13 protein-coding genes are annotated in these 12464 nt (G+C 74.3%); 5 read left to right on the forward strand and 8 right to left on the reverse strand.

Annotation, left to right across the window (positions count from 1 at the left end):
* Position 1: 1 nt before the first annotated feature.
* Entirely contained in the window at positions 2-487 is a 486-nt protein-coding gene (locus tag AB0K25_RS11145) for a CarD family transcriptional regulator (protein ID WP_013288937.1), read from the reverse strand.
* A gap of 328 nt (positions 488-815) precedes the next feature.
* Between AB0K25_RS11145 and AB0K25_RS11150 the strand changes: the two genes are divergently transcribed.
* Positions 816-1547: a hypothetical protein gene (locus AB0K25_RS11150; RefSeq protein ID WP_208567779.1), complete on the forward strand. Its 732-nt coding sequence runs from the start codon at positions 816-818 to the stop codon at positions 1545-1547.
* A 137-nt stretch (positions 1548-1684) separates the two neighbouring features.
* On the opposite strand, the gene AB0K25_RS11155 is transcribed toward AB0K25_RS11150, so the two are convergent.
* The 4 genes from AB0K25_RS11155 to AB0K25_RS11170 all read right to left on the reverse strand — a co-directional run bounded on the left by AB0K25_RS11155 (position 1685) and on the right by AB0K25_RS11170 (position 5544).
* Positions 1685-2248, reverse strand: a complete 564-nt coding sequence (locus AB0K25_RS11155; RefSeq protein WP_363819797.1) for a hypothetical protein — start codon at positions 2246-2248, stop codon at positions 1685-1687.
* 206 nt (positions 2249-2454) lie between these two features.
* A complete protein-coding gene (locus AB0K25_RS11160) occupies positions 2455-3516 on the reverse strand; it encodes a 3-oxoacyl-[acyl-carrier-protein] synthase III C-terminal domain-containing protein (RefSeq protein ID WP_363819800.1) in 1062 nt (353 codons plus the stop codon).
* Positions 3517-3574: 58 nt separating this feature from the next.
* Positions 3575-4741 carry an acyl-CoA dehydrogenase family protein gene (locus AB0K25_RS11165; protein ID WP_357536451.1) on the reverse strand — a complete coding sequence of 389 codons (1167 nt, stop codon included), beginning with the start codon at positions 4739-4741 and terminating at the stop codon, positions 3575-3577.
* Positions 4742-4785: 44 nt separating this feature from the next.
* Entirely contained in the window at positions 4786-5544 is a 759-nt protein-coding gene (locus AB0K25_RS11170; protein ID WP_363819803.1) for a methyltransferase domain-containing protein, read from the reverse strand.
* Positions 5545-5590: 46 nt separating this feature from the next.
* Here AB0K25_RS11170 and AB0K25_RS11175 point away from each other — a divergent pair, with 46 nt between their 5' ends.
* The 4 genes from AB0K25_RS11175 to disA all read left to right on the forward strand — a co-directional run bounded on the left by AB0K25_RS11175 (position 5591) and on the right by disA (position 10220).
* Positions 5591-6430, forward strand: coding sequence for a UbiA family prenyltransferase (locus tag AB0K25_RS11175; RefSeq protein ID WP_363819806.1), 840 nt, complete (start codon positions 5591-5593; stop codon positions 6428-6430).
* A 142-nt stretch (positions 6431-6572) separates the two neighbouring features.
* The gene (locus tag AB0K25_RS11180; protein WP_363819809.1) at positions 6573-7358 is read left to right on the forward strand and encodes a hypothetical protein; all 786 of its coding nucleotides are present in this window, start codon (positions 6573-6575) and stop codon (positions 7356-7358) included.
* An 86-nt stretch (positions 7359-7444) separates the two neighbouring features.
* Entirely contained in the window at positions 7445-8896 is a 1452-nt protein-coding gene (gene radA, locus AB0K25_RS11185) for a DNA repair protein RadA (protein ID WP_363819812.1), read from the forward strand.
* A 142-nt stretch (positions 8897-9038) separates the two neighbouring features.
* A complete protein-coding gene (disA, locus tag AB0K25_RS11190; protein ID WP_208567771.1) occupies positions 9039-10220 on the forward strand; it encodes a DNA integrity scanning diadenylate cyclase DisA in 1182 nt (393 codons plus the stop codon).
* A gap of 56 nt (positions 10221-10276) precedes the next feature.
* On the opposite strand, the gene AB0K25_RS11195 is transcribed toward disA, so the two are convergent.
* From AB0K25_RS11195 to AB0K25_RS11205, 3 genes are all read right to left on the reverse strand, one after another.
* Positions 10277-11005: a hypothetical protein gene (locus AB0K25_RS11195; RefSeq protein WP_357536456.1), complete on the reverse strand. Its 729-nt coding sequence runs from the start codon at positions 11003-11005 to the stop codon at positions 10277-10279.
* A gap of 120 nt (positions 11006-11125) precedes the next feature.
* A complete protein-coding gene (locus AB0K25_RS11200) occupies positions 11126-11689 on the reverse strand; it encodes a peptide deformylase (protein ID WP_219465056.1) in 564 nt (187 codons plus the stop codon).
* Positions 11690-11864: 175 nt separating this feature from the next.
* Positions 11865-12377 carry an ACT domain-containing protein gene (locus AB0K25_RS11205; protein WP_208567768.1) on the reverse strand — a complete coding sequence of 171 codons (513 nt, stop codon included), beginning with the start codon at positions 12375-12377 and terminating at the stop codon, positions 11865-11867.
* Positions 12378-12464 lie beyond the last annotated feature (87 nt).

Raw genomic sequence — 12464 nt, forward strand, 5'->3', positions numbered from 1 at the left:
ATCAGGCCTCGGTGAGGACCTTGTCGAGCAGCGTCTCCGCCTCGTCCTTGGTGCTCTTCTCGGCCAGCGCGACCTCGCCGACGAGAATGTCGCGGGCCTTGGCGAGCATGCGCTTCTCACCTGCGGAAAGGCCCCGCTCCCGCTCCCGACGCCACAGGTCGCGGACGACCTCGGCGACCTTCAGCGGGTTGCCGGAGGCCAGCTTTTCCAGATTCGCCTTGTAACGCCGCGACCAGTTGGTCGGCTCTTCGGTGTGCGGTGCACGGAGCACGTCGAAGACCTTTCCCAGGCCCTCTTCGCCGACCACCTCGCGCACACCCACGATCTCGGCGTTCTCGGCGGGCACCCGGACCGTCAGGTCACCCTGTGCGACCCTGAGGACCAGGTATTCCCTGGGCTCACCCTTGATGACCCGAGTCTCGATTGCCTCGATGAGTGCGGCCCCGTGGTGGGGGTAAACAACGGTCTCGCCGACGCTGAAAACCATAGGTTCGAAACCCCTTTCGCTGTGTCTAGGGTAACACGCTCAGGCACCAATGTCCCGCTGCCGTCCTGACCGTTGGCGCAGCTCAGGGGCCCTGTGAGAGGTGTTGCTTCGGCTTGACAGGCGGCCAAACCAGTGGTTCAAACACGCTCCGTGAGCAGCAGATGACAACCCGGTACGGGTGATCGGAGCGTGGATTTCTCGGGCTATGCGCTCTTCCCATGGTAGCCCGCGGGCGTCCGCACCGCCCAGGTCTAGCGGCAGGAGGGTCCGTGCGGGACGCTGGAGGGGTACCGCACACCGCTCGCCGCACCGCTTACCGGGGGGTCCGATGGGCAAGCCCGACGCCGAGGGACAGGGTCCGTCCGAGGAACTGCCCGACCTGCCGCCGGAGTGGGGCCGGGTGGTCGTGCCGGACGACGCGTCGGCGCTGGCCGAGGAGGCCGCCCAGCTCCGTCGCGAGCTGCGCCGACGCACCTCGGCCACCCGCTGGCGACGCCGGCTGGGGCTGACCGCCCGCCCCGACGGCCGGCCACCGCTCGGGCTGCCCCTGCTGTTGCTGCTGGTGGCGGTGCTCGCCACCAGCGTCGGCCTGGTCACCGTCACCTGGCCCCGGTCGTCGCGGGGCACCGACCGCCCCACCGTCCTGCCGCAGTCGGCTACCCCGGCACCCCTGGTCGGGCGGTCGCTGCCCGCGCTGGACCTGGTCGACGTCGACCAGACACCGGTGCCGCTGCGCGGCCTGCTGCCCGCGATGATCGTTCTGGTGGACGGCTGCGCGTGTGCCGCGCAGGTGGCCGCCGCCGCCAGCGCGGCACCCGACGGCGTGCAGGTGGTCACCGTCGCCGGCGGACGTGAGGTGACGCCCGCCCCGCCGGTCGGCGGTCCGGTCCGCGCCCTCGCCGACCCCGCCGGGGAACTACGCGCCGCGCTGCACCTGACCGCCCGACCCGACACCGCCCCGGCCCTGCTGGTGGACCGGGCCGGCACCGTGGTCCGGGTGCTGCCCGAGCTGGGTGCCGCCGCCGACTACCGGAACGACCTGGTCCGGCTCGCCGGCTGACCCGGGGCCGCCCGCCCAGGACGCAGGCCGCCCAGGACGCAGGCCGCCCAGGACCAGAGCCGCCCGGACCCGGGGCCGCCCGGACCCGGGGCCGCCCGGACCCGGGGCCGCTGCCGGCGGCACGTCGACCGGCCCGCTCAGGGCAGCGCGACGACCTGCGCCTCCAACTCGACCGAGCCGGGGCCCACCGCCGAGAACTCCAACCGGGTGCCACCCAGCAGGCCGGTCAGCTCCCAGGCGACCAGCTCGCCGTCGCAGTCCGCCTGCCGGCGCTGCGGCGGATCGTCGTGCAGCACCGAGACCAGCAGCGTCCCGTCGCCCGAGCAGCGGTACTGGAACAGGTGCCGTGCGCCGTCGGGGGCCGACTCCCGCAGGACCGGCGCCCGGCCGGACACCAGGGTCATCCGTTCCCGCCACATGGTGTCGGTGAACGTCGGCAGCCCCACGTCCGGGTCACCGGAGGAGCCGGGCAGTTCGGTCGAGCCCAGCACCCGCCCGGTGCGGCTGTCGAGCACCACCACCCGCCGGGTGGCCTCCGCGAGGGCCGACGGTGCCGGGGACACCGTCCCCGCCGACCCGACCGGGTCGACCGCAGGGGCGGCGGCCGACCACCACCAGCCGCCCCCGACCAGGGCGATCAGGGCCGCGCCGGCCAGCACCGCACCGCGCAGCCGATCACTGCCGCCCCTCTCGACCCCCACCCGGCGAGGGTAACCAGGAGCCGACGACGACGCTCGGCGCAGCGCCGACCGCACCCTCCCCGACCAGGTCATCTGCCCACACGCCGGTGCCCCGGGCCAGCCGTCCGCCGGCCCGGGGTGCCGGACCCGCTGGGCTCGCCGGGCGGCACCGACCACCCCGGGGCCGGGGTTCCGGACCGGGGCCCGGCACAGGGCCGGCGGTCAGGTCAGGGTCGGCGTTCGAGTAGGGCGGCGTAGAGGGTCAGTCCCGGGCCGAAGGCGAGCAGCACGACCCACCGGGGCGGCACCGCCGCACGCAACAGCCGGTCCAGGATCAGCAGCACCGTCGGCGACGAGCAGTTGCCGTGCTCGTCGAGGACCGCCCGGGAGGCCGCCAGCGCGTCGGCGGGCAGGGCCAGTTCCCGCTCCACCACGTTGAGGATGCGCGGCCCGCCCGGGTGCACCGCCCAGCCGTCCACCTCGGCGATCGTCGTGCCGTGCCGGGTCAGCAGACCGTCCACCAGCCCCCGGACGTGCGCCGAGAGCACCTGCGGCACCTTCGGCGACAGGCCCATCCGGAAACCCGTGTCGGTGACGTCCCAGGTCATGTGGTCGGCCGTCGAGGTGTCGGTGACCGAGGCGACCTCGCGCAGCGCGTACCCCCGGTCGGTGGTTTCGGTCCCCGGGACCAGCACGGTGGCCACCGCGGCGTCGGAGAACAGGGCGTGCGAGACGATCTGCTGGGTGTCCATCCGGGCCGACGCCGGCTGGATGTGCAGACTGGTCAGCTCGGCACAGAGCAGCAGCGCCGGCCGGCCCCGCGCGGTGACGAAGTCGCCCGCCGCACCCAACCCGGGCAGGGCCGCGTAACAGCCCATGTGCCCGACGAACATCCGCTGGGTCTGCGCAGCCATGCCGAGGTCACGGGCGAGGAGGATGTCCAGCCCGGGGGTGGCGTAACCGGTGCAGGAGCAGACCACGAACAGTCCGAGGTCGCCCGCCGCGAGGCCGGCGGCGGTCAGCGCCCGGCCGATCGCCTCCTTGCCCAACGGCAGCGCCTCCACCTGGTAGCGCCGCATCCGCCGGTCGGTCGGCCAGTCGGAGACGTCCTCCAGCAACGGGTTGACCGCCGCCTGCCGGTGCGACACCCCCGAGTTGGCGAAGATCCGCTCGGCCAGGGCCCGGGTGGGACCCGAGAAGTGCTCCGCGAAGTAGCCAGCCCAGAGTTCGTCCTGCCGGGCGCCGGGCGGATGTGCCGCCCCCAGCCCCGCGATCAACGGCACGGCCATCTGTCCCCACCTCTCGTCCACACTGCCCGTCCGGCGGCCACGCCGACCTCCGTCACCCTCACCAACGAGGGGCCGTTCCGTCGCGGTCCGGGTCACCCCCGAGCACCGCCACCCCGAGCCAGTCGGCGCACACGTCCGAGGTGGCCGGATGCAGCGAGCCGCAGCGGGCGTCCCGGTAGAGCCGTTCCAGCGGGTGCCCCCGCCGGGTGGCCGAGGTGCCGGCCGCCTCCAGCATGGACGCCGCCACCTCCGCCGCCGTGGTGCCGGCGAGCAGCTTGGCCCGCCACACCCACCGGTTCGTCTCGGCGTCGCCGGGGGCGTCGTCGACCCGGCGGGCCGCCTCGGCCACCACCAGCTGCGCCGCCGCCACCGCCGCGTCGGCCCGGCCGAGCCGGGCCCGCACCGCAGGCAGGCCACCGAGGTCCCGCGCGGTGAGGTGCTCGGCGGCGGCGTCCACCGCCGCCCGGGCCACCCCCACGTAGACGGCGGCGTAGCTGGCCACCAGCCAGTGCGGCATGAGCTGGGCGACGACCAGGGCCAGCCCCTCCACCCCACCGAGCAACCGGTCCGCCGGCACCGTCACGTCCAGGTGCAGGTCGTGCGACGAGGTGGCCCGCATCCCCAGCGCGTCCCAGGTCGGCTCCACGGTCACCCCGTCCCCGGCGGGCACCAGGAACTGGGAGACCACCGACGGGTCGGCGGCGCTGCGGGCGGCCACCAGGTAACCGTCGGCGTGCCCCGCCCCGGAGCAGAACGTCTTGCTCCCCTTGATCCGCCAGCCGCCGTCGACCGGTTCGTAGACCGTGCTGAGCCGGGACAACCGGGCCCCCGCGCCGCGCTCGCTCATCGCCACCGCGTACCAGGCGCCCTCGGCCGCCGCGCGCAGCAGCCGGTCCCGGGCGACCAACGCCTCGTCCGGGACGCCCAGCGCCTCGGCCAGCTCCTCGGTGACCGCGCCGAGCGCGCCGGTGACCGAGGCGTGCATGTTGAACACCAGCGCGGTCGCGCCGTTGCCCCGGGCCAGCTCGGTGGCGACCGCCGCGTACCCGGCGAAGGAGGCGTCCGCGCCACCCAGCCCGGCCGGGACCATCAGCCCGAACAGCCCGGACTCCCGCAGGTCGGCGAAGTCGTCGGCCGGGAACGTGCCCTCCCGGTCGTGCCCGGCCGCCCGCGCGGCGAACCTCGGCGCCAACCGGCGGGCCGCCGCCAGAGCGTCCACAGTCATACGGTCCCCTTCCTGGGTGTTCCTGGTACCCCGAACCGGGGCGGCTAGCCGTGCCGGACCCCCCGGCCCTGGTAGAGCACCGCCGTCGACCAGGTCGGACGGATCGCGGGCCCGTCGTGGGAGACGTCGCGGGCGGCACCCCCACGGGTACGCCGCACCAGCCAGCCCAGCGTCGCCCGCAGCCCCGGCCGCACCCCCCGTACCCGCAGGGCGACGCCGTGTCTGGCGCACTCGACGACCAGCGCCCGGTCGTCCACGAACAACCGTGGGTCGTGGATGCCCCGGGGCACGGTGGGCAGGCGTTCACCCAGCTCCACCGCGACCAGCCGGGCCAGCAGCGTGTCGTTGAGGGTGTCCAGCACGAGCAGTCCACCGGGGCGCAGCAGGCGGCACGCCTCGGCGACCGCCGCCCGCCAGTCGGGCACGTGCTCCAGCACCTCACCGGCCGCGACCACGTCGGCGCACCCGTCGGTGAGCGGCACCGCCGTGACGTCACCGGCGAGCGCGGTGACGCCGTGCGCCGCCGCCTGCTCCAGGGCCGACCGGGTGAGGTCCACCCCGACGTGCCGGTAGCCCTTGCCGACCAGGTGCGGGGCCATCAGCCCGGCACCGCAGCCCAGGTCGACCAGGACCGCGTCGGGCCGGAACGCCGGTGGCACCAGGGCGGCGCGGGCCCGGGCCAGCCAGTGCAGCATCGCGAAGGCGCCGTCGGGCCGCCACCACTCGCCGGCCAGGTCGTCGTACTGGCGAGGGTCGTTGGGGGGCAGCACCCGGGCACCGTTGGACACCGGACCGTCACGCATGGCATCGAGCGTGGCACGACCGGCCGGTAACGACCAGACTTCCCTTATGTCGCGGACGGTGTTAGGGCTGGTCAGGGCGAGTCATCCGGAACCCGGCCTGGCGGTGACCACGGTGGCCGGACTGCTCGCCGTCGGGGTCGGCCACCGTCCGGCCGGGACGGTGGCCGTGGTGCTCACCGTGCTGGCCAGCCAGCTCGCCGTCGGCTGGACCAACGACGCGGTGGACGCCGGGCGGGACGCCGCGGTGGGGCGTACCGACAAACCGGTCGCCGCCGGGGCGGTGGGTCGCCGGACGGTGGTGGTGGCCGCCGTGCTGGCCGCGCTCGCCACCCCGCTGCTGGCGCTGACCACCAACCCGGTCGCCGCGTTCTGGTTCACCCTCGGCCTGGTGTCGGCGCTGCTCTACGACTGGCCGCTGAAGTCCACCCCGGTCTCGGTGCTGCCGTACGCGGTCTCCTTCGGCTCGCTGCCCGCCTTCGTGGTCCTCGCCCTGCCGGGTGCCCCCGCGCCACCGGCCTGGCTGGTCGTCGCGGGGGCCTGCCTGGGTGCCGGCGCGCACTTCGCCAACGTGCTGCCCGACCTGGCCGACGACGCCCGTACCGGGGTGCGCGGGTTACCGCACCTGCTCGGCGCCACCGGGAGCCGGCTGGCCGCCGCCGGGCTGCTGTTCGCCGCCACCGTCGCCCTGGTCCTCGGGCCACCCGGGCCACCGTCGTGGGTCGGCTGGTCGGCCGTCGCGGCGGCCGTCGCGGTGCCGGCCGTCGGCTGGTACGCGGGCCGCGCCGCCACCCGCCGCGACGGCCGCTCGGTGGCCGCCTTCCGGGCGGTGCTGGTGGTGGCCCTGATCGATGTGGTGCTGCTGGTGGCGAGCGGTCGGGTGATCTGAGCGGCACCCGCCCGGGTGGCGGCACCGGGTCCGTGTGCGGTCCTCGATCAGCCCCAACTACCCTGGAGCGCGGTCTGCGCGGGTATGACCACCCCGCGCCCGGGGCATGCACCGGGTGGGGATCGTGACGAGGAGGACCGACGTGACGCGCTCGATCAGGGGTTCCCGGCGGGCCACCCTGCTGCTGGTCGGCCTGGCGGGGGCGACCGCCCTGCTGGCCACGGGCTGCGGGGCGGGCCAGGTGTCCGAGACCGCCAACAAGCAGCCGTCGGTCCAGGGTGTGAACGTCCAGACGTCGGACAACGCCTACAAGGTGCGCGGCCTCTACGTCGCGTACCCGGGTGACAGCGGCCTCGCCGCCGGTGCGAACGCCGCGCTCAACGCGGTGATCTACAACGACACCCGGGACCCGGTCACCGTCACCGTCACCACCGACAGCGCCCGGCAGATCGTGCTCACCGGGGCCACCGGCTCGGCCAGCCCCTCCGGTTCCGCCTCCCCGGCCGAGAGCGCCTCGCCGTCGGGCAGCGCCTCCCCGGCGGAGACCACCTCCCCGGACGGCAACGCCTCCCCGTCCGAGGGTGCCTCCCCGTCCGAGGGTGCCTCCCCGTCCGAGGGTGGCTCCCCGTCCGAGGGTGCCTCCCCGTCCGCGCCCGCCGGTCAGCCGGCCCGGATCGAGATCCCGGCGCTGAGCTACGTGCAGCTCAACGTGCAGAACGGCCAGCACCTCCAGCTCATCGGGATCAACGAGGCGCTGCGCACCGGCCAGCAGGTCAACCTGACCTTCGACTTCGGCGGCGGTCGTACCGTCAGCACCCCGGTCCCGGTCGGGGTGCCGCTGAGCCCGGCGCCCCCGGCCTCCCCGATCGTGCACCGCGAGGGTGGCGAGGAGAGCGGCCAGGAGGGCAGCTCCGGCCACGGCGGCTGACCCCGCGAGCGAGACACCGGCACCGCCGGCGTGGCGACGACCACGCCGGCGGTGTTTTCGTCACCGGTGAGGGTTAGCGTCCTGGGGTGACCACCCCCCGATCGACTCCCGCCCGTGGCGCGTCCGGCGCGTCCCGGAGCCGGGCCACCCGTGAGCCCCGCCCCGCCTACGCGTGCGACGCCTGCGGCCACCAGCCACCCAAGTGGGTGGGTCGCTGCCCGGAGTGTGGCGAGTGGGGTTCGGTGGTCGAGTGCACGGTCACCGGCCCGGTCGTCTCCGGTCGGGTGGTCAGCTCCCGGATGCCGGCCGAGCCGGCCCGACCGATCGCCACGATCAGTGCCGCCCCGGCACGGGCCCGACCCACCGGGGTCAGCGAACTCGACCGGGTCCTCGGCGGCGGCCTGGTCCCCGGCGCGGTGGTCCTGCTCGCCGGGGAGCCCGGGGTGGGCAAGTCCACCCTGCTGCTCGACGTGGCGCAGCAGTGGGCGGCCACCGCCGGCAGCCCGTCGCTGGTGGTCAGCGGCGAGGAGTCGGTCAGTCAGGTCCGGCTGCGCGCCGAGCGGATGGGGGCCCTGCACGAGCAGCTCTGGCTGGCCGCCGAGAGCGACCTGAGCGCCGTGCTGGGCCACCTCGACGCGGTCAAGCCGGGCCTGCTGGTCCTCGACTCGGTGCAGACCATCTCCACCACCGGCAGCGAAGGGGTGCAGGGCGGGGTGACCCAGGTGCGGGCCGTCACCGCCGCCCTCGTCGCGGTCGCCAAGGAACGCGGCATCGCCACCGTGCTGGTCGGCCACGTCACCAAGGACGGCCAGGTCGCCGGGCCCCGGGTGCTGGAGCACCTGGTCGACGTGGTGCTGCACTTCGAGGGCGACAAGCATTCCTCGCTGCGGATGGTCCGGGGCGTCAAGAACCGGTTCGGCGCGGCCGACGAGGTCGGCTGCTTCGAGATGCACGAGGGGGGCATCAGCAGCCTGGCCGACCCGTCCGGGCTTTTCCTCACCCGCTATTCCGAGCCCGTCCCGGGCACCTGCGTCACGGTGGCGATGGAGGGGCGGCGGGCGCTGCTGACCGAGGTGCAGGCACTGATCGGCGCTACGGTGGCCGGCTCGCCCCGGCGTACGGTCTCGGGGCTCGACGGGGCCCGGTTGGCGATGGTGCTGGCGGTGCTGCAACGCCGCACCGAGCGGCTGACCCTGCACGACCGGGAGGTCTTCGCGGCCACCGTCGGCGGGATCCGGGTGGTCGAGCCGGCCGCCGATCTCGCGGTCGCGCTGGCGGTCGCCTCCGGCGGGCTCAACCTGTCCATCGCGCCCCACCTGGTGGCGATCGGCGAGGTCGGGCTGACCGGTGAGGTGCGCCGGGTCGGCGCGGTCCCCCGGCGACTCGCCGAGGCGGCCCGGCTGGGCTTCCGGACGGCCCTCGTCCCCACCGGATGCGGCCCCGAGAGCACCGGCGCCGGCCCGGACACCATGCGGGTGATCGAGGTCACGGATGTCCGGTCGGCGCTCCGGGCGGTCGCCCGCGCATCCGCTGAGTGACGGACGGTGGCGAAGCGCCGGGGACCGGTCAGGCCATACCGGACAACGCCCGCCAGGTCAGGCGGGTGGGAAAATCCGACGCCGTGGCACATCACAGTAACCACGAGAGCACCCACCGCAGGGCAGTCCGTAGACTGTGCGCGTGCCGACCGACCGCGACGCCGCCAAGCCTGCCGGCGCGACGCCCCACACCCGCGCCGCCGCCGTGGGCTCACCCACCCGTCCGATCAGCGTGAGCGTGGCCGGGGCCACCGGCAGTGCCGGTGATCCGCTGCGGGCCAACCTCGCCCTGATGGCGCCCGGTACCGCCCTGCGCGACGGGCTCGAACGCATCCTGCGCGGTCGTACGGGCGCACTGATCGTCCTCGGCTACGACAAGGTCGTCGACGGGATCTGCACCGGTGGCTTCCCGATGGACGTCGAGTTCTCCGCGACCCGGGTCCGCGAGCTGTGCAAGATGGACGGCGCGGTGGTGCTGTCCAGCGACGGCACCCGGATCGTGCAGGCCGGGGTGCACCTGATGCCCGACCCGTCCATCCCCACCGAGGAGTCCGGCACCCGGCACCGCACCGCGGAGCGGGTGGCCCGGCAGACCGGCTACCCGGTCATCTCGGTCAGCCAGTCGATGCGGATCATCAGCCTCTACGTCAACGGGCAACGGCACGTCCTGGACGACTCGGCGGCGATCCTCTCCCGGGCCAACCAGGCCCTGGCCACCCTGGAGCGCTACAAGCTCCGCCTCGACGAGGTCTCCGGCACCCTGTCCGCGCTGGAGATCGAGGACCTGGTCACCGTCCGGGACGCCGTCGCCGTCGTGCAGCGGCTGGAGATGGTCCGCCGGATCGCCGACGAGATCGCCGGTTACGTGGTCGAGCTGGGCACCGACGGCCGCCTGCTCGCCCTGCAACTCGACGAACTGATGGCCGGTGTCGACGCCGACCGTACCCTGGTCATTCGCGACTACCTGCCCACCGGCCGCAAGTCGCGCACCCTCGACGAGGCTCTCGTCGAGTTGGACCTGCTCGGCGCGACCGAGCTGATCGACCTGGTCGCGGTCGCCAAGGCGATCGGTTACCCGGCCGCCTCCGACGCGCTCGACGCGGCGGTCAGCCCCCGCGGGTTCCGGTTGCTGGCCAAGGTGCCCCGGCTGCCGGTGGCCATCGTCGACCGGCTGGTGCTGCACTTCGGCAGCCTCCAACGGCTGCTCGGGGCCACCGTGGAGGATCTCCAGGCCGTCGAGGGGGTCGGCGACGCGCGGGCCCGGGGCGTACGGGAGGGGCTGTCCCGGTTGGCCGAGGCGTCCATCCTGGAACGCTACGTCTGACCGGGGTGGGCCACCCGGGCTGACCGGCTCGTCGGTGCCGGTCGGCACCTCCGGGATCAGCCGGTGACGACCAGCTTGACCGGCTCGCTCAACTTGGTGCCCACCCGGGCGAAGACCTGGTAGGTGCCGGCCGGCGGGTTGGGGCCCGAGGCCACCCCCTGGCTACAGCGGCTGGCGTCCATGCCGTTCCAGGTGAGCTGGTAGGTCCGTTCGAAGCCGGGGGTGAAGGACTGCACGTCGGAGCCCTTGCCGGTGCCGCAGGTGTCCGAGGACCAGACCTTCTCCGCGCCGGACTTGATGAACAACTCCTGCACGTCCGCACCGACGTCCCGGCTACAGGTCCGCTGGGACGTATTTTTGATCTTGAGGGTCAGGTCGACCGGGGCACCCTGGCGCACCTCGGCCGGGAGCGCCACCGGGGTCACCTGGACCTCGCTGTTGGTGCAGGTCCCGTCGTCCGCCCGGGCCGGATTCGTCGGCGCAGGCGCAGCGGCCGACGGCGCGCTGTTCGTGCCCGGCTCGGCGCTCGACGCGGCCGACGAGTCCGGCGCACCGGCCGCACCCGACGGCGACGCGGACCCGGGGGCCGGCGACGCGACCGTCGGGGAGGCCCCGCCCGCCGCCGGGGCCGACGTCGGGCCCCCGGCACCCCGTGTGGTGCCGGTGTCCCCCGATCGGGTACACGAATAGAGCAGGACAACCAGGAAGAGAAGCCCCGCTCCGAGTACGACGGCGCGACGCCGCCAGTACACGGCGGAGGGCAGGGGACCGACCGTCAGACGCATGATGCCCCCACCGTAGCGGCGTGACGCACGAGGACCGACCACGACTCGCCGGGCATCGGCCGGCGGCGGGGAAACCGCACTCCACTCACGACAGTCACCCGGAATCCGCCCCGACCCGCGTCACAGGTAGACCTTGCGCTGATACACCGCGTGCGCGCTGGCCACCCGGTCCAGGAAGAGCAGCCCGGCGCAGTGGTCGATCTCGTGTTGCAGGGCACGGGCCTCGAAGCCGTCGGTGACCAGCCGGACCAACGCGCCGCTGCCGGGCAACGCCCCCTCGACCACCAACCGGCTGGCCCGCTTCACGTCACCGGTCAGATCCGGCACCGACATGCAGCCCTCCCGGCCCGGCTTCCAACGGCTCGCCTCCACCACCCGGGCGTTGCAGAGCACGAACGTGCCATGCACCGTCACCGCCTTGGGGTGACCGGTCACATCCACCGCGAACACCTGCGCACCCACCCCGACCTGCGGTGCCGCCAACCCCACACAGCCAGGCGACACCCGCATCGTGGCCACCAGGTCGGCCGCCAGCCGGACGGTCTCCTCGGTGGTCGGGTCGACCTGCGGTCCCGGCCGGCTCAGCACCGGCTCGGGGGCACACACCACCCGACGCACCTCCCCCGGCACCCCCAACGCCGCCGGAGTCCAGCCACCGAGCCCGGTGTACGGTTCCTCGCTCACGGGTTCACCTCGGTTCGCGACTGCGGGGCTCGCAAACCCGGCTCACTCCTCGCGCTCACAACACCCACCCGCGCTCGCGACTGCGGGGCTCGCACAACCCGCTCACTCCTCGCGCTCACAACACCCACCCGCGCTCGCGACTGCGGGGCTCGCAACCCCGGCTCACTCCTCGCGCTCACAGGAGGTCCGGGTCGGCGGGGCGCAGGGAGAACCCGACACCCAGGTCGGCGGCGACCCCGGCGAGTCGGACGGCCAGGTCGTCGGCGCTGCCCGGCGGCAGGTCCACCTCGGCCACCACCACGTAGAGCGGACCGGCCAACCGGGTGGAAAGATCCGTCACGTTGCCGCCGCTCTCGGCGACCACCCGGGTCATCGCCGCCACGATGCCCATCCGGTCCGCGCCGTGCACCGCCAGCACGTACGGCTCACCCGCCGGAGCCGTCGTACCGTCCGGGGTGACCGCGCGTACGGTGGCCAGGAGTTGGCCGTCGGCGGCCAGCGGCGTCAGGGCGGCCTCGACCTCGGCGGCGGCCGGGCCGACACAGATCAACGTCATCGCGAAGTGACCGCGCAACCGGGTCATGGTCGAGTCGGTGAGGTTCGCGCCGAGCCGGGCGAGCACCTCGGCCACGTCGGCCACGATGCCGGGCCGGTCCCGACCGATGACGGTGATCGCGAGCTCGCTCATCCGGGCATTCTGCCCGATCCGCCCGGCGGTCCGGTGACGCCCCGCCCGGCCCGCCCAATCAGCGGGAAGGCATCGCGTGACATCATC

It is taken from the genome of Micromonospora sp. NPDC049257, from assembly GCF_040678915.1.
Classification (GTDB): domain Bacteria; phylum Actinomycetota; class Actinomycetes; order Mycobacteriales; family Micromonosporaceae; genus Micromonospora; species Micromonospora antibiotica.